Source organism: uncultured Ilumatobacter sp. (assembly GCF_963980585.1).
Classification (GTDB): domain Bacteria; phylum Actinomycetota; class Acidimicrobiia; order Acidimicrobiales; family Ilumatobacteraceae; genus Ilumatobacter_A.
Genome location: NZ_CAXCAM010000044.1, coordinates 1 through 22,245, shown reverse-complemented (window position 1 = coordinate 22,245; position 22,245 = coordinate 1). Strand labels below are relative to the sequence as shown.

General features: G+C 62.6%; 21 protein-coding genes and 1 pseudogene. 7 read left to right on the top strand and 15 right to left on the bottom strand.

The genetic code is table 11. The features are described from left to right. Positions 1 to 302 precede the first annotated feature (302 nt). The gene (locus ACH2DW_RS12575) at positions 303 to 1,112 is read right to left on the bottom strand and encodes a crotonase/enoyl-CoA hydratase family protein (RefSeq protein ID WP_394930091.1); all 810 of its coding nucleotides are present in this window, start codon (positions 1,110 to 1,112) and stop codon (positions 303 to 305) included. Positions 1,113 to 1,522: 410 nt separating this feature from the next. On the opposite strand from ACH2DW_RS12575, the gene ACH2DW_RS12570 reads away from it, so the two are divergent. Further along, entirely contained in the window at positions 1,523 to 2,407 is an 885-nt protein-coding gene (locus tag ACH2DW_RS12570; RefSeq protein ID WP_394930090.1) for a hypothetical protein, read from the top strand. A gap of 9 nt (positions 2,408 to 2,416) precedes the next feature. Here ACH2DW_RS12570 and ACH2DW_RS12565 read toward each other — a convergent pair whose 3' ends face one another. Continuing rightward, positions 2,417 to 2,632 carry an alpha-hydroxy-acid oxidizing protein gene (locus ACH2DW_RS12565; protein WP_394930089.1) on the bottom strand — a complete coding sequence of 72 codons (216 nt, stop codon included), beginning with the start codon at positions 2,630 to 2,632 and terminating at the stop codon, positions 2,417 to 2,419. A gap of 7 nt (positions 2,633 to 2,639) precedes the next feature. On the opposite strand from ACH2DW_RS12565, the gene ACH2DW_RS12560 reads away from it, so the two are divergent. Next, a complete protein-coding gene (locus tag ACH2DW_RS12560) occupies positions 2,640 to 2,855 on the top strand; it encodes a hypothetical protein (protein WP_394930088.1) in 216 nt (71 codons plus the stop codon). Between the two features lie 35 nt (positions 2,856 to 2,890). Here the strand turns inward: ACH2DW_RS12560 and ACH2DW_RS12555 are convergent, their stop codons facing one another. The 4 genes from ACH2DW_RS12555 to ACH2DW_RS12540 form a co-directional block, all read right to left on the bottom strand. Further along, on the bottom strand, positions 2,891 to 4,612 hold the full coding sequence (locus ACH2DW_RS12555; RefSeq protein ID WP_394930087.1) for a hypothetical protein: 1,722 nt from the start codon (positions 4,610 to 4,612) through the stop codon (positions 2,891 to 2,893). Between the two features lie 60 nt (positions 4,613 to 4,672). Further along, a complete protein-coding gene (locus ACH2DW_RS12550) occupies positions 4,673 to 5,887 on the bottom strand; it encodes an alpha-hydroxy acid oxidase (RefSeq protein WP_394930086.1) in 1,215 nt (404 codons plus the stop codon). Between the two features lie 77 nt (positions 5,888 to 5,964). Next, on the bottom strand, positions 5,965 to 6,690 hold the full coding sequence (locus ACH2DW_RS12545; protein ID WP_394930085.1) for a GntR family transcriptional regulator: 726 nt from the start codon (positions 6,688 to 6,690) through the stop codon (positions 5,965 to 5,967). Further along, positions 6,687 to 7,094 carry a glyoxalase gene (locus ACH2DW_RS12540; protein WP_394930084.1) on the bottom strand — a complete coding sequence of 136 codons (408 nt, stop codon included), beginning with the start codon at positions 7,092 to 7,094 and terminating at the stop codon, positions 6,687 to 6,689. Before ACH2DW_RS12540 ends, ACH2DW_RS12545 begins: the two co-directional genes overlap by 4 nt. Positions 7,095 to 7,117: 23 nt before the next feature. Here ACH2DW_RS12540 and ACH2DW_RS12535 point away from each other — a divergent pair, with 23 nt between their 5' ends. Genes ACH2DW_RS12535 through ACH2DW_RS12525 form a run of 3 tightly spaced genes read left to right on the top strand, consistent with a single transcriptional unit; the run spans position 7,118 to position 10,913 of the window. Continuing rightward, positions 7,118 to 9,382, top strand: a complete 2,265-nt coding sequence (locus ACH2DW_RS12535; RefSeq protein ID WP_394930083.1) for an aconitate hydratase — start codon at positions 7,118 to 7,120, stop codon at positions 9,380 to 9,382. A gap of 34 nt (positions 9,383 to 9,416) precedes the next feature. Then, entirely contained in the window at positions 9,417 to 9,632 is a 216-nt protein-coding gene (locus ACH2DW_RS12530) for a hypothetical protein (RefSeq protein ID WP_394930082.1), read from the top strand. A gap of 54 nt (positions 9,633 to 9,686) precedes the next feature. Continuing rightward, positions 9,687 to 10,913 carry an MFS transporter gene (locus tag ACH2DW_RS12525; RefSeq protein ID WP_394930081.1) on the top strand — a complete coding sequence of 409 codons (1,227 nt, stop codon included), beginning with the start codon at positions 9,687 to 9,689 and terminating at the stop codon, positions 10,911 to 10,913. Positions 10,914 to 10,920: 7 nt separating this feature from the next. Here ACH2DW_RS12525 and betC read toward each other — a convergent pair whose 3' ends face one another. From betC to ACH2DW_RS12500, 5 genes are all read right to left on the bottom strand, one after another. After that, positions 10,921 to 12,417 carry a choline-sulfatase gene (gene betC / locus ACH2DW_RS12520; RefSeq protein ID WP_394930080.1) on the bottom strand — a complete coding sequence of 499 codons (1,497 nt, stop codon included), beginning with the start codon at positions 12,415 to 12,417 and terminating at the stop codon, positions 10,921 to 10,923. After that, positions 12,414 to 14,138, bottom strand: coding sequence for a choline dehydrogenase (betA, locus tag ACH2DW_RS12515; protein ID WP_394930079.1), 1,725 nt, complete (start codon positions 14,136 to 14,138; stop codon positions 12,414 to 12,416). The genes betC and betA overlap by 4 nt, the downstream gene beginning before the upstream one ends. 140 nt (positions 14,139 to 14,278) lie before the next feature. Further along, a complete protein-coding gene (gene trpA, locus ACH2DW_RS12510; RefSeq protein ID WP_394930078.1) occupies positions 14,279 to 15,052 on the bottom strand; it encodes a tryptophan synthase subunit alpha in 774 nt (257 codons plus the stop codon). Continuing rightward, positions 15,052 to 16,245, bottom strand: coding sequence for a tryptophan synthase subunit beta (gene trpB, locus ACH2DW_RS12505; protein ID WP_394930077.1), 1,194 nt, complete (start codon positions 16,243 to 16,245; stop codon positions 15,052 to 15,054). The genes trpA and trpB overlap by 1 nt, the downstream gene beginning before the upstream one ends. Positions 16,246 to 16,295: 50 nt before the next feature. Next, entirely contained in the window at positions 16,296 to 16,949 is a 654-nt protein-coding gene (locus ACH2DW_RS12500) for a phosphoribosylanthranilate isomerase (RefSeq protein WP_394930076.1), read from the bottom strand. 58 nt (positions 16,950 to 17,007) lie between these two features. On the opposite strand from ACH2DW_RS12500, the gene ACH2DW_RS12495 reads away from it, so the two are divergent. Beyond that, positions 17,008 to 17,760 (top strand): polyphosphate kinase 2 family protein, encoded by a 753-nt coding sequence (locus ACH2DW_RS12495; protein ID WP_394930075.1) that lies wholly within the window; start codon positions 17,008 to 17,010, stop codon positions 17,758 to 17,760. Positions 17,761 to 17,799: 39 nt separating this feature from the next. On the opposite strand, the pseudogene ACH2DW_RS12490 reads toward ACH2DW_RS12495, so the two are convergent. Then, positions 17,800 to 17,988: pseudogene (locus ACH2DW_RS12490) on the bottom strand (Lrp/AsnC ligand binding domain-containing protein); the annotation flags it as partial. Between the two features lie 111 nt (positions 17,989 to 18,099). Between ACH2DW_RS12490 and ACH2DW_RS12485 the strand changes: the two are divergent. Next, positions 18,100 to 18,936: an SDR family NAD(P)-dependent oxidoreductase gene (locus ACH2DW_RS12485; RefSeq protein WP_394930074.1), complete on the top strand. Its 837-nt coding sequence runs from the start codon at positions 18,100 to 18,102 to the stop codon at positions 18,934 to 18,936. A gap of 4 nt (positions 18,937 to 18,940) precedes the next feature. On the opposite strand, the gene ACH2DW_RS12480 is transcribed toward ACH2DW_RS12485, so the two are convergent. The 3 genes from ACH2DW_RS12480 to ACH2DW_RS12470 are packed head-to-tail and all read right to left on the bottom strand — an operon-like array spanning position 18,941 to position 22,193. Further along, positions 18,941 to 20,077, bottom strand: coding sequence for a ResA-like WAxxUGC motif-containing protein (locus ACH2DW_RS12480; RefSeq protein ID WP_394930073.1), 1,137 nt, complete (start codon positions 20,075 to 20,077; stop codon positions 18,941 to 18,943). Between the two features lie 16 nt (positions 20,078 to 20,093). After that, the gene (trpC, locus tag ACH2DW_RS12475) at positions 20,094 to 20,870 is read right to left on the bottom strand and encodes an indole-3-glycerol phosphate synthase TrpC (RefSeq protein ID WP_394930072.1); all 777 of its coding nucleotides are present in this window, start codon (positions 20,868 to 20,870) and stop codon (positions 20,094 to 20,096) included. Between the two features lie 12 nt (positions 20,871 to 20,882). Continuing rightward, positions 20,883 to 22,193: a glycine--tRNA ligase gene (locus tag ACH2DW_RS12470; protein ID WP_394930071.1), complete on the bottom strand. Its 1,311-nt coding sequence runs from the start codon at positions 22,191 to 22,193 to the stop codon at positions 20,883 to 20,885. Between the last annotated feature and the right edge of the window lie 52 nt (positions 22,194 to 22,245).

Genomic DNA, 22,245 nt, shown 5'->3' with positions numbered 1-22,245 from the left:
CCCGAAGTCAGGTCACTGATGTGGGCTCAGCTGGTGTCGGGACTGGGCGACTGGGGGCCCCGATCAACCCCCAACCAAAGCGCCAATCCCAGGCGTCATGAAAATTCCGCCCCACCAACGGCGCCGCGCCGAGAAAAATCTCCGGAGCAGTCCGCTGGAGATTTCGACCCCAGTCGATCGCAACGTAAAAGGCACTCGCCACGCCTGCATACAACGCGACGACCAAGAACCGCTGGAACGACAAACGCACGGTCGACAGGATGCCAGCCCAATGAACGGTGGCTGCGCCGTTTCGAAAACTGTCAGTCCGTGAAGACGGGTGCGCGGTTCTCGAAGCTGGCTGTGACCGCCTCGACCTGGTTCTGCGTACCGACCTGGGCGCGGATCAAGCGGCGCTCTGCCGCGAACTGTTCCGCTGCGCCCTCAGCAGCCATGTTGTTGATCAGTTCCTTCGCTCCGCGCACTGCGCCCGGACTCACCCCAGCGATCTCACGCGCCATCGTCATCGCGTCGGCGTAGGGATCATCGCTGAGCCGAGTGGCCAGGCCGAGGTCAAACGCCTCCGAGCCTGGGAACACCCGGGCGGTGAATGTGAGTTCCTTGGCAATATCAGGACGGACGAGTTTGCCGAGCTGGAAGGTTCCCGTCATGTCCGGCACCAAACCCCAGTAGATCTCGCGCACCGACATCTTCGTATCGGGGTGGACGATGCGAATGTCGGCACCGAGCGCGATCTGGATCCCACCACCCAATGCGTGCCCGTGCACCGCAGCGATGACCGGGACAGGCACTTCTTGCCACACCCAGCAGACCTGCTGCGCGAGGTGAGTGATTCGGCCTTCGGTCATGTCTCCGGCATTGCCGGTCGACCGGCCCTCCGAGTCGTCGTTGCCTGCGATTGCCTGCATCGACGCCATATCGAGGCCCGCACAGAACGACTTACCCTCGCCTGACAGCACGACGACCCGCACACCGGGTTCGGTCTTCAGCTGCTCGCCAGCCTCGGCCAGGGCAGTGAACATCGCCGGGTCGAGCGCGTTGCGCTTGTCGGGGCGGTTCATTTTGACGTCGGCGATTCCCGCCTCGATGGTGATGGTGACTCGATCAGACATGGACACAGTCTCGCGCCAGCTCAGCATCCACAACGAAGTGACGGGATCAAGCAACCGCCCACACGTGCCGATGACCAAGAATGAACAAAGCACCCGGGTTTCCGGCACCCACGCTCCCTGCCCCCAGCATCAGGCCCGTCGCGCCTGCCTCAGTGGCGCCGAGCCCGACCCCATTCGCCATGCCAACCGACGCTCCGGTGAACCTGCCGGCGCCATCCGCGGCACAACCGCTGACAGCTCCAAGCCTTCCCGACGTTGCGGTGCCAGCACTGCCGCTTGCCGGCGACGTCACATCGTCCCCACCTCCCCCCACCCCTCACGGTGAGCCTGATCCACAAACAAACGCCAACGAAGATTCGCCGAATTCCCACGCAAAGGCACGACGTTCTCGGGCTGGCAAGTTCCTCGCCGTGTTGCTGCTCGTCGGTGCCGGCGCGATCGCATTCGTCGGCTTCACCGGCATGGCGGACGACAACCCGGAAGGAACGTCGGAACCGGAACCGGTCGCCCCGGCCCCAACCTCCCCACTCGTCGCTCCGATCAATGATGCTGAGGCCGTCGTCGATCAGATCAATGACAACCGTGTTGAAGAAGAGGTGCTCGAGGAGCTCGATCTCGGGCCGCTCGGCGATGTGCCGGTTGCTGAAGCTCCGGGCCCCGAGGCAGATGTGGTCGAAGACGACGGGGTCGCCGTGGTGAGTACGCCGACCTTCATGTACCGCGTGCAACGCGGTACGGCGATTGAGCAGGCGATCGTGGTCGACGCATCATCGGGTAACCGCGAGGTGTTCGACGGCTCCACCTACGTCCGCATCGTCGATGGTGTTGTGTACTCAACTACCGATCCCGACGCTTCATGGATCGTCGACCCCGTTGCTGCACCGTCAGAGCCATTAGCCAGCCTCACTGCGATGGTCAATCTCGAACATGCCCTGCCCGCCGGGCTCCTCGAAGCTGTGGCTGTCTCGGCGGTGCAGGATGAGAACGGCACCGGCCGCTATCTCTTCATCGACAGCGAACTGGCGATGGCAGCAGGCGATGCCCGAGCCGCCTGGCTCACTTCGTGGGGTTTCGATGCCACCATCGAACCCACCGCGACCGAGGGCTTCATCGATGGCGTGCCCGATACGGCACTCCCCGGCATGATCCTCGTGTCGATCGTGAGCGACGACGACGGCGTCGTCACCTCATTGACCATCGATGCTCCCGGAATCGGTGAGTCCGTTTCGTACCGACTCGAAGCAGGCGCAACAGAGCCGGTCACCATTGGGATCCCCGCCTCCATCACGGAGTGAGGCAAACCACTACTTCCAGCGGACGAGCTCGCGATCGATCTCAGCGAGAGACCGGACGCCGCTCAGCGCCATCGTTCGCTCGAGGCCCTCACGCATGAAGTCGAGCATGTGGGCGACGCCGCGTTCGCCGCCTGCTCCAAGTGCATAGAAGTACGGACGACCGATCGAGACCGCGTCAGCGCCCAGCGCGATCGCCATCGCTGCTTGCACCGGCATGATCACCATCGATCAGGTGATCCCAGAAGAATTCGTGAGCGAGTTTGGCCGCCATCGCCACGAGCGACGGTTCAGAAAGGCTTCAGCACTGGCGTTCCTGATTCTGCTGTGCCAGCTTGATCGGGATTTCGGCGGCAACGCGAGCGCCGGCAGCACCGTCACTGGCCTCACGATCAACGCACCGGCTGTTGACGAACTGGTCGCCTACTCGGCGCCTCGACGGACTCACTGAGAATCAATGCTCCCGCCGCACTCGTAGAAAGGCCACTATTCAGACCAGGTTTGTGTCGAAAGCTCAAGGGAACAGGTACCCACTTCGGGCAACCTTTCTGCGATCCAGGCATCAACCTTGGCGAGATAGTCGACACTCCCGGGACCCAGGTCCCAGCCCGGCGGATACTGTCCGGAGTAGCCATTCATCGTTGGCAAATCGATCTCATGTGCGATCAACATTGCGCTGACAATTGAGATGTTCACATCCTCCAGTTCTGCGTCGGTGACGTAAAAGATCTCGCATTGCTCTGGCGGCGGACCGACAGAGGCAAGCATTGCGAGCTGGTCGGATCGATCGAACTGGCGGGAAATCGTCGCAGTGTTGAGTTGCTCCAGACAGACCAAACCGATCAAGACAATGACCACCGAGGCGAGGCTGCGTCGCTGACCATGGTCGATTTCCTCGCCATCGACTGTTGGCGTCGAATCCTCTGCGTGGACCTCGTCGCCTCGAGCAGACATCCAGCACGCGATCGTCAAGCACGCGAGCATCGATGCCACAATCTCGATTCGGCCGAACAAGCGGAGAGCAGACGCTCCAGGAACAAATCGGTGCAACCACGCCCACGCTCCGCCGAATTCGAACTGAATCGGCGAGACCACCGCAATGGCGGTGGCAACGCCGAGCGCCGCGCCAATTCGAGCGACTCCGTCGCGACGGCTCAAGGCGCCGCTACGTGCCGATGCACGCACTGCCACGAGCCGAATCAGTGCGACGGTGCAGATCGCCGACGTGATCAACAACAGAGGAGTTGGGGCGACGGCGCGATTAAGCGCATCCAGACGTCCGTCACCATCGAGCAACGGCTCGATCAGCCACCCCCACATGACGTTGTGGCGACCGACGTTAATGAGATCGAGCGGCCGCGGGGCCAATCCCGCGACATCGTCATAGGTGCGGAAGTCGCTGTCATCAAGCACCGCTAAGTAGGTGGCGAAGAAGGGCACCAGGCCGACTGTCAGACCGCCGAGCGACGCGGCGCCCATCGCCCACCGAGAGCAGATCGTTCGCCAGACGACACCGAGTCCATCTTGCACAGCGACCACCGCCGTAAGTATCAGGACGAAGAGAGCACCGAGGAAGACGGTGTACCACCCAAAGTAGTACGTCGACCAGAGCAGCAGCCCGACCAACATGCCACCGACCGCGCTCCCGGCAAGACGCCATCGAACGTCGCTGACTCGCCACGCAGCCGTGAAGACAAGCACGACGAGGGACACGATGTTGATGGCATAGATCTGCGGGTGACCAGTGTCGATGAAGATGTTGTTCGCAAAGACCCCGGCGAGCGCGAGCAAGCACGTCGGCAGCAGGTTGAGCCCCAGGTAGCGATGCATCAGCGTGAACAGCGAAGCAAAGCCGACGGCAGTAAGCGCTACCAACGTGAGTTGGAACGCGACGAACTGGTCGAAGCCGACCAACCGAAGCGGCGCGTACAGGACAATGTCGAGCGCAAAGGTGTCGGAGTAGCCGAGCGTGTCGCGTGCGGGAGCAAACATGTCGGGCGAGCGCCAGCTCGCCTCGCCGTGAAGGACCCGCCACCAATGTTCGTGCAGGAAGATGATCAGTCGGGCGTCGCCGCGATAACCAGTGATCGTATCAAAGCCACTGAAGACCGGATCGCGAAAGAACCAGAGAGCGCCAAGCAGCCAGACCGACACGCCGACCCACAGCGGGCGCCGTCGAAGACGCTCACGCAGCATGGGCAAAGGCATCCGCCGAACGCTAGCGCCCGAGGTGCTTCCCAGCCGCCGGGCGGTCGCGAAATGGCACCACTACTTCCAGCGGACGAGCTCGCGATCGATCTCAGCGAGAGACCGGACGCCGCTCAGCGCCATCGTTCGCTCGAGGCCCTCACGCATGAAGTCGAGCATGTGGGCGACGCCGCGTTCGCCGCCTGCTCCAAGTGCATAGAAGTACGGACGACCGATCGAGACCGCGTCAGCGCCCAGCGCGATCGCTTTGACGATGTCGCTCCCCCGCCGCACGCCGCCGTCACAGATAATCGTGCCGTTGTCACCAATTTCTTGTCGCACCGGTTCGACGAGCGAGATCGGTGCGGGAGCGTCGTCGAGTTGACGCCCTCCGTGGTTCGAGAGGCCGATGCCCTCGACGCCCATCGCGACGGCCTGCTTTGCGTCAGCGACGGTCTGGATCCCCTTGAGCACGATCGGCCCGTCCCAGATCGATCGAAGCCAGTCGATGTCGTCCCACGACAACGCCTGGTCGAACTGGCGTGCAACATGTTCTGCGAGCGACACCGCGGTACTGCCGTCCTCGTCGTTCTTGCCGACAACGTTGGCGAAGGTGATGGGCTCGTTGCGCAGGAAGTCGATGGTCCACGACGGGTGGATCGCACCGTCGACGAGCGTGCCGACACCGATCTTGGGCGGCAGCGTCATTCCTCGCCGCACATCGCGTTCGCGTCGCCCCAGGACGGCCGTGTCGACGGTCAACCAGATTGCTGTGAAGCCCGACGCCTTGGCTCGCTCGATCAGGTCTTTGACGAGCCCGCGGTCCTTCCAGGTGTACACCTGGAACCATTTCTCGCCGTCGCTGACCGCAGCCACTTCCTCGATCGAGCGAGTCCCCATGGTGGAGAGCGACCACGGCAGCCCAGCCTGGGCTGCGGCGCGCGCCACGGCCAACTCTCCCTGGGAGTGAGCGATGCGGGTGAACCCGGTCGGCGCCAAGATCAGTGGCATCGCTGCCGGTCGGCCAAAGATCGTGGTCGACGTATCGATGTTGCTCACGTCTCGGAGCACGCGCGGCTTGAATTCGATGTCAGCGAACGTGGTGACGTTGCGGGCAAGTGTCCGCTCGTCCTCCGCTCCCCCATCGATGTAGTCGAACACCCCGAACGGAAGTCGCCGCTTGGCTATCCGACGGTAGTCGTCGATACACGCCGCCTTCTTGAGACGCCGTTCGACCGGATCACGCGTGATCGAATCAAACTGCACGACCGAACGAAACGTCTTCAGCATTCCCATCAACGGCAGGCTACGACGCTCCGGCACTCCGAACCGCAGGCAGGTGGGACACAACCCGGGCAGCGCAGACAACGATGTCAGTCGACCAGGCGCAAGCCTGAAGGAGTCATGCTCGGCTCCGCCTGCGGCAAATCGACGACGAACTCGGTGCGGTGCGCCGGAAACAGGTGCTCACTGACCAGCACCGGCTCACCTTTGCGATCCGTGGTGACGCGTTGACAACGCAGCAGCGGTGAGCCGACTTGGATCCCGAGCAGCTTCGCATCTGCGGGCTCCGCTGAATCGGCGCCAATGGTCTGCGTGGCTCCGCGCAGTTCGATGTCAAGCAACTCATAGAAGGGGCGTTGCTCGACGTCGGTGCGTGACAGGCTCGCGCCGAGGTCAGCGGGACACCAGACGGTCACGACGGCAAATGGCTCGCCGTCAGCGAGATTGACTCGCTTGACTCGCAGCACCTGATCGGTCCGGAGCAACTTACGAACTCGCGCCGGCGGTTGTTCGAATGCAAACTCGCTGACCTTGCGCTCGCTGATCTTGCCCACACCTTCGACCTGTGACTCGATCGTGCCAAGCGATGTGAGGCTCTGACGCACTGGTTCGGTTGCAACGAACCACCCGAATCCTTGACGTGCCGCGATCAACCCATCATCTCGGACGAGTTCGAGAGCTCTGCGCACCGTGACCCGGGATGCAGCGAACTCCGCGGACATCTCTGCCTCGGATTGCAGCACGGTCCCTGGGGGCGAGCTACGTGCCCGCTCGCGCAGTTCGTCTGCGATCTCTTGGTACCGAATCCGCCTCACGTCTGCACCAACTCGATTCGGTTGCCGAACGGGTCGAAGACATGGCACCGAGTGAGGCCCACAATCTCGTTGTTCCATGTCGCATCAAGGCTGCTGCTCTCGATGAAGCTCGTGAGATTGTCCATCGTCAGCGCCGGGTGTGCCTTGTTCGCAGCGACAAACGATTCCTCCGCGCCGACGTGCACCCGCACATCTCCGGCTTCAAACCACGCGCCACCGCGCGCTGCGAGTCGGGGCGGCTTCGGCACCTCGGACAAACCCAACACGCCGACATAGAACGCTCTGGCGTCGTCTTCGGCTCCGTTTGGGATGGCGAGTTGAACGTGATCGATGCCAACCCATTCCGGTGCGACTCGCCCCTGCGGGTCGCTCGAAGCGTTCGTGGGGTGCTTTGCCGAACTCATGAACTTGTATTATAGTTGTCTACATGGCTTCTGTGAGTGCAACTACCCCCATCGAACTGGTCGAGCGTGTCTACGCCGCCCTTCCAGGCAACGTCGAAATCGCCCGCGACCGCCTGAATCGGCCGCTGACACTGACGGAAAAGATCCTCGTCAACCACCTCGCCGACCCTCAAAACCAGGAACTCGAACGTGGTGACAGCTACGCCGACTTCCACCCGGACCGCGTCGCGATGCAGGACGCAACAGCGCAAATGGCACTCCTCCAATTCATGACCGCCGGTCTTCCCGAAGTGGCCGTGCCCTCGACGGTCCACTGCGATCACCTGATTCAGGCCAAGGTCGGCGCGAAGATCGACCTCGGCGTCGCGGTCGACACCAACGCCGAGGTGTACGACTTCCTCAAGTCCGTCAGCGCCAATTATGGCATCGGATTCTGGGGCCCCGGCTCAGGGATCATCCATCAGGTCGTCCTCGAGAACTACGCCTTCCCCGGCGGCATGATGATCGGCACTGACAGCCATACCCCCAACGCTGGCGGGCTCGGCATGGTCGCCATTGGAGTCGGCGGCGCTGACGCCGTTGACGTGATGACCGGTTTCGCCTGGAACGTCAAGTGGCCAAAGGTCATCGGCGTGAAGCTCACCGGCACGCTCTCCGATTGGAGTAGCCCGAAGGATGTCATCCTCGAAGTCGCCCGCCAACTCACAGTCAAAGGCGGCACTGGGGCGATCGTTGAGTACTTCGGCGCCGGCGCCGATTCGATCTCTGCAACCGGCAAGGCCACCATCTGCAACATGGGCGCTGAGATCGGCGCCACGACGTCGGTGTTCGGCTACGACCAGAACATGAGCCAGTACCTCAAGGCCACCGGCCGCGAGGCCATCGCGGACGCCGCTGACAAGGTGTCCGATCACCTCCGCGCCGATGATGGCGCCGGCTACGACCAGCTCCTCGAAATCAACCTCGATGATCTCAAGCCACTGATCAACGGACCGCATACGCCCGATCTGGCCCACAAGGTGGGCGCCGGTGTCGGCGAAGCAGCACGGGCCAACGACTGGCCACTCGTTCCTTCAGCCGCACTCATCGGTTCGTGCACCAACTCCTCCTACGAGGACATCACCCGCGCCGCTTCGATCGCACGCCAGGCCGCTGCCAAGGGTCTCACCGCAAAAATTGACTTGATGATCACACCCGGGTCCGAGCAAACCCGCGCGACCATCGAACGCGATGGCTTACTTGCCGACCTCGAAGCCATCGGCGCCACGGTGCTTGCCAACGCGTGCGGCCCTTGCATCGGGCAGTGGAGCCGCCCCGAGTCGATCACGAGCGCGTCCAACACGATCGTCACGTCCTTCAACCGCAACTTCCCCAAGCGCAACGACGGCTCGCCCAACACCCTTGCATTCGTCACCTCACCGGACACGGTGATGGCGATTGCGCTGTCGGGGCGCCTCGATTTCGATCCGACGGTCGACACGATCACTGCACCCGACGGCACCGAGGTCAGTCTCGATGCACCGGTTGGCCAGATTCTTCCCGACGCCGGCTATGACCCTGGCGAAGACACGTTCACCGCTCCGCCAGCCGATGGCCACGACGTGCCAATTGCCGTGAGCCCCACCTCCGACCGCCTGCAGTTGCTTGAGCCGTTCGAACCAGTGTCGCTCGATCGCTACAGCGGCCTGCCGGTGCTCGTCAAGGCACAGGGCAAGTTCACCACCGACCACATTTCGATGGCCGGTCCCTGGCTGAAGTATCGGGGCCACCTCGAGAACATCTCGGGCAACCTCTACCTCGGCGCGGTGAACGCGTACGAGGGCTACGAAGTCGGCTTCGGCAAGAACCAACTCACCGGCGAGACGCAGCGTTTCCCCGAGATCGCCAAGGAATACCACGAGGCGGACCAAGCATGGATCGTCATCGGCGACGAGAACATGGGTGAAGGTTCGAGCCGCGAGCACGCGGCCATGGAGCCTCGCTTCCGGATGGGGCTCGTGGCGATCGCACGCAGCTTTGCCCGTATCCACGAGACCAACTTGAAGAAGCAGGGCATGGTTCCGCTCACGTTTGCCGACCCGGCCGACTACGACAAGATCGGCGAAGACGACCGCATCAACGTGGTGTCGTTGCCGCCAGTTCCAGGCGAGACCGTGCGGTGCGAGATCGTCAAGTCCGACGGCACCGTCGTTCCCTTCGAGTGCAACCACACGTTCAGCCCCGAACAGGTCGAGTGGTTCGAGGCTGGCTCCGCACTCAACATCATTCGCCGGAAGTCGCAGGGCTGATCACGGCCGACAGATTGGATCGACGCCCCCAGCCATGACGACACGACACGACCAAGTGATTGGCGTCGTCTGGCTGGCGGTCGTCGCTGTCTTCGTCGCGGCGATGATCGCCGGACTCATCCAAGTCGTCGGCAACACGACCGCGAGCATGGTGTACCGATGGGCGATGGCACTGCTTTTCCTCGGCAGCTCGCTCGCCTGGCTCACCGCATACCACCAATCCGCGCTGCGCCGCTTCTTCAAACGATGAGCGCCGCCGATCTCCGACCCGTCAGAGTTCGCAGCTGATCACCAAACTTCACGAGTGACGGATCTGTCGGCATCCCCGGTGCGGCAGCTGATGCGCGACCGCGACTACCGCAACTTCTTGGTGGCGAACATCCTGTACACCGGGGTCAACGGCACACTGCGGTTCGCTTTCATCTGGCTCATCGTCACCCTGACCGACTGGGAGTCAGCCGAAGGACTTGTGGCAATCGCCCTCGGACTCCCCGCGATGCTGCTGTCGCTGCCAGCAGGCGCTTGGTCAGATCGCGTCGACCGCAAAGCCCTGTACATCACCTGGACGTCAGTCACAGCAGGGGCGATGGCGCTCTTTACCGCAGTGATCGCGACCGGCAACGCGACACCAATCATCACGGGCCTCGCTGCTGTGGTGATCGGAACGTCAATCAGCGTCAACTCGCCAAACGTCCAGGCGATCGTTCCGTTGCTCGTCCCCAAGAAGCACCTCATGAACGCTGTCGCGTTGCAGAATGGCGCCGGTCAAGCTGCCGGCTTCGGTGGCCTTGTGTTGGGCGGGTTGGCAATCGAACTGCTCGGCGATGCCGGCGGGTTCGCGCTCCTCACAGTGCTGACCGCCGCGTCGGTGTTCATCATCGCCCGCGTGATCATTCCCAATGACGCCGCCATCGACACCGAAATACGGGCTGGCATGATCAGCTCGATCGTCGCGGGAGCCAAGTTCGGTCTCGGCCGCGATCCGTTGCGGACCTTGCTGCTCCTCTCGGTCATGCTCGGTGGTTCGTTCAGCGTGATGCAGATCTCGATGCCACGTGTCGTCGAAGACGTCTACGGTCGCGACGCCGGGGTCGCGGGCGTCGTGCTCGGCGCTTTCGGTATTGGGATGCTGATCAGTTCGGTGGCTGTTTCGCGCCGTCGTGCGATGCGACACGGCTGGAATATCACGCTGTTCATTGGCATCGGTCTTGGCCTGGGGCAGTTCGCGCTGAGTTTCGCCGCCAACGAGTGGGTCGCGATGTTGGTGATGCTGGCGTGGGGCCTGAACGCTGGCATCGCCATGGCGAGCCACCGAACGCTGATGCAGACCAACACCCCACCCGAGATGATGGGCCGGGTCATGGGCCTGATGATGCTCGGGTTCTCGGGATCACTACCGATCGGCGCGGTGACCTCGAGTGTGCTCGCACCGCAACTCGGGCCTCAGATGACGATGCGCGTCGTTGGTGCAGCGACCATGGTCGTCACCATGGCGCTGACGTTCAGACGCTCCATCGTCGACCTGCGTTGACCTCGATTCAGGCGCGGCGACCGGCTTCGACATCGTTCAGATCGAGGTGGTTGCGCATGTATTGATTGGTCGCATCACTCTGTGGCACGAAGTCCCACGCCTCGAAACGACCCTGCCGCAGCGCCCGGTCGACGGTGGCGCGCGACTGTTGGTTCGAGCGCACCGCAGCGTTGATGGTGCCCGGGTCCCATCGCTCGAAGATCTCGGCCTCGAAAGCCGCCACCATCGTTGCATGCTCCGGACTCAGCGCAAGGTTACGTAGCTCACTCGGGTCGACATCCAGGTCGTACAACTGGGCCGGGTCTGGTTGCGACCAAATGTACTTCCACGGTCCGCGACGGATCATGAAGATCGGAGCGATCGCGCCTTCACCGAGGTACTCCCCCACCACGGTTCTGTGCTCAATCCCGGGGCGATTGAAGAGCGGAACGAGACTCGCCCCGTCCATCTCATCGGGGATCTCGACGTCAGCTAACTCGAGCAACGTGGGTGCCAGGTCGAGGAGACCGGCGTGTGACGCGTTGACGGACGGCCGCACCCCCGGGCAATTGACAATGAGCGGGATCCGAGCGCTGTGCTCGAAGAAGTTCATCTTGTACCAGAGGCCGCGCTCGCCGAGCATGTCGCCGTGATCGGCGGTGAAGACCACGACAGTGTTCTCGCGCATGTTGTGGCGGTCGAGTACCTCGATCATGTTGCCGACATGATCATCGACGTAGCTGATGTTGGCCAGATATGCGTGCCGAGCGTCGCGAACCTGATCGTCGGAAAGCTGGGCCGTGTCGGCACCGATGACGTTGCGGAGACGACGACTGTGTGGATCAACCTGAGCGTCGGGCAGGTCGCTGACCGTCGGCATCGGGATCTCGTCGTCGGTGTAGAGATCCCAGAACTGCTGCCGAGCAACGTACGGATCGTGCGGGTGCGTGAACGACGCGGTCATCATCCATGGTCGAGGATCTGCAGTCCTTGCGAGGTCACGCAACTGACGAACCGCGTGATGGGCGACGTCGTCGTCATAGTCGAGTTGGTTCGACACGTCGACCACGCCGGCTTGCACGACCGAATCCATGTTGTGAAACCACCAGTCGAACCGACCGTCTGGGTCGCCCCAGTTTGGGGTCCAACCGAAGTCGGCCGGGTAGATGTCTGTCGTCAACCGCTCTTCGAATCCGTGCAGTTGGTCCGGGCCGACGAAGTGCATCTTGCCAACGAGCGACGTCTGGTAGCCAGCGGCGCGGAGGTGATGCGCAAAGGTCGGAATGCTCGATGGGAATTCGGACGCGTTGTCGTAGGCGCCAATCTTGCTGTTGAGTTGCCCACTCATCATCGCGAAGCGAGCGGGAGCACAGAGCGGACTATTGCTGTACGTGCTGGTGAAGTTGACGCCCGACGCTGCGAGCCGGTCGATGTTCGGCGTCTTGGCTGGGCCACCGTGGAACGAGAGGAATGGTGCCGACAGTTGGTCGGCCATAATCAGCAGAATGTTCGGCTGATCCTTCACCGACGTCCACCCTCGACAACGTCGCTGCGGTAGACCTCGGTGTGGTCAGGCGGCAGCGGATCGTTGCCAAGGATCAGGTCGGCTGCCTTCTCGGCGATCATCATTGTCGGGGCGTACGTGTTTCCGTTGCTCACGTTCGGCATGCACCCCGCGTCGACCACGCGAAGTCCTTGCGTGCCCCACACCTGCATCGTGGACGGGTCGAGCACGGCCATCGGGTCGCTCTGCGGTCCGATCTTGGTCGTACAGGAGGGGTGCAGTGCCGTCTCGGAGTCTTTGGCCACCCAGGCCATGATCTCCTCATCGGTCTCGACGGCAGGTCCCGGCGAGATCTCACCAGCGTTGAGCGGTTCGAACGCCGGTTGCGTCAGGATCTTCCGCGCCGTTCGCACCGCTTCGATCCACTCCCGACGATCTTGCTCAGTGCTGAGGTAGTTGAACTGCACCGCCGGATGTTTCGATGCATCGCGCGACGTAATCTTCACCGTGCCCCGAGCGTCGGAGTACATCGGGCCGACATGCACTTGATAGCCGTGCTCGATTTTCGCACGACTACCGTCGGGCCTGCTTGGCGACGATCCGTCGTAACGAATCGCGATCGGCAAGAAGTGAAACATCAAGTTCGGGTACGACTCGTTCGGATTGCTCTTGACGAACGCGCCGGCTTCGAAGTGATTTGACGAGCCCGGTCCCCGCCGGAACAACCACTGCAGACCGATCCACGGCTTCTTCCAGTGCGCGAGGTGCGGTTGAATCGACACCGGCTCCTTGGACTCGTATTGGATGTAGACCTCGAGGTGGTCCTGCAGGTTCTCACCGACGCCCGGCACGTCCGCAACGACGGGGATACCGAGCGACTCCAGGTGCTGACGATCACCGACGCCAGACAGTTGAAGCAACTGCGGACTGTTGAACGCGCCCCCGCACAGCACCACTTCGCGTCCCTCGATCCTCGACACGCCGCGTCCGAAGAAGCCACCGACGCCAAGCTTGCGGACCTCGACACCCGTGGCTCGCTCTGGCTGCTCCGGGTCCTCGAACACCACCTTGTTGACCTGAGCCCGCGTCATCAGAGTCAAATTCGGGCGGTCAAGCACCGGATGGAGGTAGGCGCGCGCTGCGCTGAGACGGCGGCCGCGCAGGACGTTCTTGTCAAACGGGCCGAATCCCTCCTGCCGATAGCCATTGACGTCGTCGGTGCGGTGAAAGCCCGCTTCGACGCCGGCCGCGAGCCATGCGTCAAAGAGCGCGTTGTTCGCGGGCCCACGTTCGAGCACGAGCGGACCGTCATCGTTGCGGAGCCCGGGGTGCTCGGGCTCTTCGCCAGCAAGACAGGTCTCCATCCGTTTGAAGTACGGCAGGCAGTGCGCCCAGTCCCATTGTTCCAAGCCGGGAATGGAACCCCACTTGTCGTAGTCCATCGGGTTGCCCCGCTGGAAGATCATCCCGTTGATGCTGCTCGATCCGCCGAGCACCTTGCCCCTCGCGTGGTAGACACGGCGTCCGTCCATGAAGGGCTCCGGCTCGGACTCGTACTTCCAGTCGTAGAACCGGCTGCCGATTGGGAAGGCAAGCGCGGCGGGCATGTGGATGAAGACATCCCATTTCCAGTCGCGTCGGCCTGCCTCGATGACCAGCACCTCGTTGGACGGATCGGCACTCAGTCGGTTCGCGAGCGCGCACCCAGCGGATCCGCCACCAACAATGATGTAGTCGTACACCGGCCCAGTCTGCCAGTGCGCGGGTGTTGATCAGTCGAGTCTGCGCAGAGCCTCACAAAATGCGTCGTCGCTCCGGGTCCTCCGTGGTTCGCATGAGCATCGTGCGCAAAATGTTCGCACGGTCCACACGCCGTCTCCGTTCAGTCAGCGTCGATGGCGGCGCGTACTTCGGCGACGTACTCGCCGACGCTGTCTGGCCCTGTCTCCATGAGCCGGCGCACCACTGACGCCCCCTGGATCACTCCGTCGGCAACTCGGGTGGCCTGGTATGCCTGCTCGGCGTTCGACACGCCGACACCAACCAGCACCGGCTTGTCGGTGATTGCCTTGAGCCGCGCGGCCAAGTCGGTTGCTGTTTCGGCGAGCGATGACCGTTCGCCCGTGACGCCGAGCAATCCCACTGAGTAGATGAATCCGCGGGCTCGCTCAGCGACCCGCGGCAGTCGATCATCCGGGGCCGTTGGAGCTGCGAGCATGATCGCCTCGATGCCGTGAGCCTCGGCTGCCGTGCACCACGGGTCGGATTCTTCAAGCGGCAGGTCGGGCAGGATGGCCGCAGCGACACCCGCACGCTGGAGGTTTGCCGCGAACCGTTCAGGTCCGGGGTGATGCACCAGGTTGTAGTAGGTCATCACCGCGAGCGGGATCTCCACGTCGAGACCTGGCACCTCATCGAGCACTGACTGCGGTGTCACCCCAGCTTCGAGAGCAGCCTGTGACGCCTGCTGGATGACCGGGCCATCCATCACCGGATCGGAGAACGGGATACCTATCTCGACAGCATCGGCACCGTTCGCAGCGCACGCCCGAATTGCATCTTGCCAACCGGGATATCCACCGGTGATGTACGGGACGAGCAGTTTGCGACCGGCTTCGCGCTTGGCCCGGAACTCAGTTTCGAGACGCCCAGGCATCAGACGTTGCCGTCCGCATCGGCGAGAATATCCATCATCTGCGCGACGTCCTTGTCGCCGCGTCCCGACAAGTTCATCAACACGGTCTGGCCTTGCATGCGGGGCGCCTCACGCGAAATCCACGCAACGGCGTGCGCACATTCGAGCGCCGGGATGATGCCTTCGGTTTCTGACAGCAACCGGAATCCGGCAATGACCTCATCGTCGGTGACACTCGGGTACTCGGCCCGCCCAATGGAGGCGAGATAGGAGTGCTCAGGGCCGACGCCGGGATAGTCGAGGCCCGCTGAGATCGAAAGCGCCTCTTCCACCTGGCCGTATTCGTCCTGCATCAAGTTGCTGCGCATGCCGTGCACAACGCCGGGCACACCCTTGCCGATTGCCGCTCCACCAGCCGGCTCGACGCCAACCAAGCGGACACCCGGCTCGTCGACGAACCCGCTGAAGATTCCCATCGCATTCGAGCCGCCACCGACACAGGCCACGACAACATCGGGCAGTGCGCCCGTGAGATCGCTGATCTGCGTGTGCGCTTCGTCGCCAATGATCGACTGGAATTGGCGCACCATGTAGGGGTACGGGTGCGGCCCAACGACTGAACCCAGGCAGAAGTGGGTGTCGCCAACGTTGGCAACCCAGTGCCGCATTGCCTCGTTGACGGCATCTTTCAGCGTGCGGCTGCCGCTGTGGACGGATTCGACTTCGGAGCCGAGCAGCTTCATGCGAAAGACGTTGAGTGCCTGACGTTCCACATCAACGGCACCCATGTACACCTTGCATTCGAGCCCCATGAGCGCCGCAGCAGTAGCGCTGGCGACACCGTGCTGACCAGCACCGGTATCGGCCACAATGCGCTTCTTACCCATGCGCTTCGCAAGCAACGTCTGGCCGATCACGTTGTTGATCTTGTGCGAGCCCGTGTGGTTGAGGTCCTCACGTTTCAGGATCAGTCGGATGCCAAGCTGAGCGCTGAGGTTCTTGCATTCGGTCATGATCGACGGGCGTCCGGAGTAGAGACGGTGCACCTCGTCGAGTTCGGAGCGAAACGATGGATCTGCCCACGCCTCGTTAAAGGCCGCTTCGAGCTCCTGACATGCAGGCACCAGCGTTTCGGGAACGAAGCGGCCACCGAAGTCGCCGAAACGACCTGTGTTGTCCGGGGGCGCCGACAATGTGTCCGGATTCGTACTCATTGGGACCGCAGGGTACTGACTGGTCCGGCAGCGACCCCAGTCGATCTCAGCTATTCAACATCCCAGTCGTAGGGCAGGTTGTCATCGCCTCGGTACTGCTCCGATGCGTGCGCCTTCGCGTTCTCGATGAAACGCTTGACAGCCATCGCGTCCTTTTTGCCTGGCGACTTCTCGACGCCGCTCGCCACATCGACACCCCACGGTTGCACCTCTTGGACCGCTGCATCCACGTTCTCGGGCGTGAGGCCTCCGGCAAGGATCAGCTTCATCGAGTCAGGCGCGTCCCCGGCGATCGACCAATCGAAGACCTTCCCGCTGCCAGGACTGGGCGCGTCGAGCAAGATCATGTCAGTGCCGTAGGTATCGGCTTTGGGGAGGTTCTCGTCGTCCGAGCCGAATGCCTTGATCACCCAGCGGAAATGACCCGCAATCTCACGCGTCTGCGCCGGGGTCTCGCGACCATGAAGCTGCACAGCTTTGACCCCGGCCTTGTGCGCCAGCTCGACCACTCGCGACGGGAGTTCGTCTCGGAAGACACCGACCGTGAGAATCTCGGGCGGGAGCCGACGGGTGATGTCGTACACCTTCTGCGGCGCGACCTGGCGAGTCGACGGCGCAAAGATAAACCCGACGGCATCGGCGCCCATGGCAACCGACAGCAATGCGTCGTCTTCGTTGGTGATGCCACAGATCTTGACGAACATGAGATGGCTCAACGTACCCGTCGCCGAACCGTCGGCGCGGGATCAGTACTGTGATCACATGACGCGCCTCGACAAGATCGACCTCGATGCCTCCCTCGGCAAGCGCGAATACAACGAGCGCCTTGCTGCAGCGCAGCAACGATTTCTCGAACTCCGGCTCCAATTGGGCGGCCAGACCACCAACGGCAAGATCGGCCCAGGGCTTCTGGTCGTGATGGAGGGTTCCGACGCCGGCGGAAAGGGTGGAGCGATCAAACGGTTGGTCCAGCTCCTCGACCCTCGGCACTACAGCGTCTACAGCTACGCGGCTCCAAGCTCACGCGAATTGCGTCACCACTTTCTCTGGCGCTTCTGGTCGAAGGTCCCTGGGCGCGGCGGGATGTGCGTTTTCGACCGCAGCTGGTACGGCCGGGTGCTCGTCGAACGCGTCGAAGGCTTCGCAACACCGACCGAATGGAATCGGGCATACGACAAGATTGTCGACTTCGAACGCGGCCTGGTCGTCGAAGGCGTCATCGTCATCAAGTTCTGGATGCAAGTCAGCCCGAAGGAGCAACTCAACCGATTCGAGAGCCGTGCAGACGACCCGCTGCGACAATGGAAATTGACCGACGAGGACTGGCGCAACCGGAAGAAGCGTGAAAAGTACGACGAAGCCGCCGAGGACATGCTCGAGCGGACTGATCACGAGGATGCGCCGTGGAATCTGATTGCCGGCGACCAGAAGAGGTGGGCGCGAATTGCCGTCCTCGAAACGACAATCAGCCGAGTCGAAGAGGGCATCCGGCTCTGGAACGAGCGATCGGACTGATCCCGCCATGGGCGTGCAATCTCGTGCGTGATTCAACCGTCAGCGCAGTACTGACGTCAAGAGCAGGCTGGTCTCGCTGTTCACCACGCCGTCAACGGCTCGGATCTGTCCGAGTACGCGGTCGAAGTTTCCCAATGAGATCGTTCGCACCTCGCCGACGAGGTCCGAACCGCCGTTCGCGGTGTGCTGCGAGTGAATCGCGGGCAGCCCGCGGAGCTTTCTGATCACGCCTCGCGATCTCGCGCTCACTCAGCACGCAGCCTGGCCGAGTGACGTCGGGGTCGGGCCCAACCGTCACTCAGTCACGGCAGTCCGGCCGCTGTCTGGCAGGCTGACCCAATGAAACAATTCAGCGGACGTGTGGTCGCTATCACCGGTGCAGCATCGGGCATCGGCCGGGCGCTGGCCACCGATCTGGCGTCGCGCGGCGCTCATCTCGCGCTTGCCGACCTTGATGCGATTGGACTTGCCGAAACCGTTGGCATGTGCGAGGGCCACGGGGTCAAGGTCACTTCCGCCACGGTTGACGTTGCTGATCGTGCCGAAATGTTCGCCTGGGCCGACACGGTCGCCGACCTGCACGGCTCGGTCAACATGATCGTCAACAATGCCGGCGTCAATCTCGCCGCCACTGCCGCCAAGCAGTCGATCAGCGACTTCGAATGGGTGATGGACATCGACTTCTGGGGCGTCGTGCATGGCACACAAGCCTTCCTCCCACATCTTCACCGGGCTGACGAAGGCCATGTGGTCAACATCTCGAGTGTCTTTGGTCTGGTCAGTATTCCCGGGCAGTCCGCCTACAACTCCGCCAAATTTGCGGTACGCGGGTTCAGTGACGCGCTCCGCATGGAACTCGAGATCGAAAAAGCAAACGTCTCGGTCACGACGATCCATCCGGGCGGCATCAAGACCAACATCGTCAACAGCGGACGACGCGACGACACTGTGCGCGCCATCGGGCAAGACCCTGACGACATGCAAAACGAGTTCGACAAGTTCGCCATGAGCAGTCCCGAGAAGGCGGCACGTCAGATCCTGAAGGCCGTTGAGCGCAACCGTCGCCGGGCCCTGATCGGGCCCGACGCAAAGTTGTTCGACATTGCGTCGCGGCTACCCGCTGGCCTCTACCAACGGTTCTTCATCTCCAGCGCGCGGCGCGAGCTCAGCCGCTGATCGTTCAGAGCGTGCTCGGGTAGTACGACCCAACGGCGCGCGACGACACTTCAGAGCGGAAGTCAGATTCGAACGGCCAATCTTCCTCTTCGCCGAGGACAGGACCTTGCACGAACCGCCCGTAGTCGCCACCCACTCGATCGTTGCCAACAAGCGACCAAGCCTGGCGCCGATAGGTCCAGTTGTCTGGCTGCAGACGGTGGCATGCGTTGAAGTGTTCGATCGCCGCGTCTCGGTTGCCGGCCCGCCAGAGATGGTTGGCAAGTTCGAAGTGCGCCGCGCCTTGCGACATCGCAGCATCGCGCGGTTGCGAGGCAGCGATGACCTCGCCCGGCGACATCACGAACGGGCTGTCGGCACCATTGTTGACCCAGTCGCGAATCGCGTCGGGATATGACAGCCGGTCCTGGCCTGAGCCAAGCACGGCCCACATACCGGGCCCATCAACCGGCTCGGCAGGAGCGCCTGGGGCACGGCCCAGGTCAGGCATGTCGGCAAGCATCTCCTTGGGAAACTCTTGCCGTCCGCCTGGCCAACCGGGTTCGGGCGGTCGGACGATGATGCCCTGTTCATCGATCCAGATCACATTCGGAATATTGACGACACCGAAGAGTGCATCGAGCTGATGCGTCGGGTCGAGCAGTGACGGATGCGTCGGCCGTCCCGACGGGTGTGCAGCCTCGATGTAGCGACGCGAGGCCTCTGGCCCACTCAATTCGAGCGAGGCGGTGACCACTTCGAGGCCTGCTGGGTGAAGTTCGTCGCGGAGTGCCTGCCAACCTGGCAGATCGAAGGAACAACCTCAATACGGTGCCCAGGAGACGATCACGACCTTCTGTCCGTGCAGCGAGGAGAGCCGAAATTCGTTGCCGTCGAGATCCTTGAGCACCAACTCCGGCGCCTGCGCTGTGGCAAGGGCCCGGTCCCCGAGCGATTCTGGACCGATCGCGGACATCGCCGTCGTGGCGTCGGTGACGATGGCCATGCCGAGACGCTCGGCCACTGCGCGAACGTTGAAGTCTGCTGCGCTGCCGTCGAGCGGGACACAGACCTCGGCCTTACAAGCACCCTGCGGCTTGATTTCCCAACCGGTTCCAGCGGCGAACTGTTCTGCGGTGAGCTCGAGGGTGTCGGTCAGCATGCGGCGACCGTAGCGGTCAGCCGATCAGCTCGACGAGTGCGCGCTTTGGGTCGTCGCTGGTGACGAGCGATTCCCCGACGAGGACTGCGCCGTAACCGGCCGCTTCGAGCATGCGTGCATCGTCGGCACCCCGGACTCCCGACTCGGCGACCTTGACTGCGCTGTCCGGTATGACGCCACCCATCCGCACCGCACGCTCGTGATCGACCTGGAACGTGACCAAGTCGCGTTGGTTGACACCGACCAGTGTTGCGTCAGCTTCGAGTGCGTGTTCGAGTTCCGCCTCGTCATGAATTTCGACAAGAACGTCAAGACCGATGTCGATCGCCAGCGCGTGAAATTCAGCGAGCTGAACAGTGTCCAGCGCCGCAGCGATGAGCAGCACACAGTCGGCACCCATCAGACGGGCGTCAAGCACATCGAGTTCGCTGACCGTGAAGTCCTTACGGAGCACCGGCAGCGAGCAAGCCCGACGTGCCGCTTGCAGATCGTCGACCGAACCACCAAAGCCATCGACATCGGTGAGCACCGAGAGGCATGAGGCTCCGCCAGTTTCGTAGACCCTCGCCAAGTCCGCTGGGTCAAGCCTCATGTTGAGGTCGCCCTTCGACGGCGATCGCCGTTTGATCTCAGCGATGACTCCCAGCTTCGTGTTGGCGACGAGCGCCGCCCGAAACCCCCGCGCTGGCGGCATCGCCCGTGCCTCGTCGATGAGCTGCCCGACTGATCGCGTGTCGGCTGCTGCCATCTCGCGATGGCGCTCGAGAATCTTGTCAAGGTAGGTGACAGTCACCGGAGGCCGGTCCTAGAAGCCGAGCTTGCCCGACACAGTGGCCAACAGCTCCTCGATCGGCACTCGCACTTGCTCCATGGTGTCGCGGTCGCGGACGGTGACCGCATTGTCGTCAAGCGATTCGAAGTCCACAGTGACCGCGAGCGGCGTGCCGATCTCGTCCTGGCGGCGGTAACGCTTGCCAATGTTTTGCGTCTCGTCATAGTCGACCATGTAGCGATCGGCGAGCAGCTTGCGCACCTCGTGCGCGAGCGGCGTGAGAGTGTCCTTCTTGCTCAAGGGAAGCACGGCGACCTTGTACGGAGCTAACCGCGGGTGCAGCCGCAGCACGGTTCGGCTCTCGCCGTTGACCTCGTCCTCGTCGTACGCTGCGAGCAGAAACGCCGCCATTGCGCGAGTTGCGCCTGCGGCCGGTTCGATCACGTACGGCACGTACCGCTCGTTCGATTGCGGATCGAAGTAGTCGAGCTTCTCCCCCGACGCTGCGGCGTGGGCCTTGAGATCGAAATCGGTCCGCTTCGCGATGCCTTCCAACTCGTCAAAACCCCACGGGAATTTGAACTCGACGTCGGAGGTGCCAGTCGAATAGTGCGACAACTCGTCGGCGTCGTGCGGTCGAAGCATCACCATCTCTGCCGGGATGCCGTGCTCGATGTACCAGTTCAGCCGCTCGTTGCACCAATATTCGTACCACTGGTCGCTCTCGTCGGGCGGCACGAAGAACTCCATCTCCATCTGCTCGAACTCGCGGGTGCGGAAGATCCAGTTTTGAGGAGTGATTTCGTTGCGGAAGCTCTTGCCGACCTGCGCAATGCCAAAGGGTGGCTTCTTGCGGCTGGTCTGCAGCACCTGGCCAAAGTTGGTGAACATGCCCTGCGCCGTCTCAGGACGGAGGTAGGCATCGGCACCAGCACCCTCGACCGGACCCGCCTGCGTCTTGAACATCAGGTTGAACTCGCGTGCTTCGGTGAAGCTGTTCTTCTCACCGCATTCCGGACAGGTCTCAGGGTCGTCGAGCTTGTCGAGACGGAACCGGTTCTTGCAGTTCGTGCAGTCGACCAGTGGATCTGAGAAGTTGCCAAGGTGGCCGGAGGCCTCCCAGACCTGGGGTGGGCCAAGGATCGCTGCGTCGATCAGCACGACGTCGTCGCGTTGCTGGACCATCGATCGGACCCATGCCTCTTTGACGTTGCGGAGCAACAATGATCCGAGCGGGCCGTAGTCGTACGTCGACCGGAAACCACCGTAGATCTCTGCGGACTGGTAGACGAAGCCGCGTCGTTTGCAGAGGGAGACGATCTGATCCAGGTCGGTTGCCGGCATAGGCGTGCGAGTCTACGAGCACCACGGCTGACCCACCCGTTGCCGTTTGCGT

What these genes read in the sequence shown, in the direction of transcription:
- ACH2DW_RS12550 (WP_394930086.1), bottom strand. Translation starts at nt 5,887, where the DNA reads ATGGGAATGCTGAAGACGTTTCGTTCGGTCGTGCAGTTTGATTCGATC.
- trpB (WP_394930077.1), bottom strand. Translation starts at nt 16,245, where the DNA reads ATGAGTACGAATCCGGACACATTGTCGGCGCCCCCGGACAACACAGGT.
- ACH2DW_RS12500 (WP_394930076.1), bottom strand. Translation starts at nt 16,949, where the DNA reads ATGTTCGTCAAGATCTGTGGCATCACCAACGAAGACGACGCATTGCTG.
- ACH2DW_RS12540 (WP_394930084.1), bottom strand. Translation starts at nt 7,094, where the DNA reads ATGAGTTCGGCAAAGCACCCCACGAACGCTTCGAGCGACCCGCAGGGG.
- ACH2DW_RS12495 (WP_394930075.1), top strand. Translation starts at nt 17,008, where the DNA reads ATGACGCGCCTCGACAAGATCGACCTCGATGCCTCCCTCGGCAAGCGC.
- ACH2DW_RS12565 (WP_394930089.1), bottom strand. Translation starts at nt 2,632, where the DNA reads ATGGTGATCATGCCGGTGCAAGCAGCGATGGCGATCGCGCTGGGCGCT.
- ACH2DW_RS12535 (WP_394930083.1), top strand. Translation starts at nt 7,118, where the DNA reads ATGGCTTCTGTGAGTGCAACTACCCCCATCGAACTGGTCGAGCGTGTC.
- ACH2DW_RS12530 (WP_394930082.1), top strand. Translation starts at nt 9,417, where the DNA reads ATGACGACACGACACGACCAAGTGATTGGCGTCGTCTGGCTGGCGGTC.
- ACH2DW_RS12485 (WP_394930074.1), top strand. Translation starts at nt 18,100, where the DNA reads ATGAAACAATTCAGCGGACGTGTGGTCGCTATCACCGGTGCAGCATCG.
- trpA (WP_394930078.1), bottom strand. Translation starts at nt 15,052, where the DNA reads ATGCCTGGGCGTCTCGAAACTGAGTTCCGGGCCAAGCGCGAAGCCGGT.
- ACH2DW_RS12575 (WP_394930091.1), bottom strand. Translation starts at nt 1,112, where the DNA reads ATGTCTGATCGAGTCACCATCACCATCGAGGCGGGAATCGCCGACGTC.
- ACH2DW_RS12470 (WP_394930071.1), bottom strand. Translation starts at nt 22,193, where the DNA reads ATGCCGGCAACCGACCTGGATCAGATCGTCTCCCTCTGCAAACGACGC.
- ACH2DW_RS12555 (WP_394930087.1), bottom strand. Translation starts at nt 4,612, where the DNA reads ATGCCTTTGCCCATGCTGCGTGAGCGTCTTCGACGGCGCCCGCTGTGG.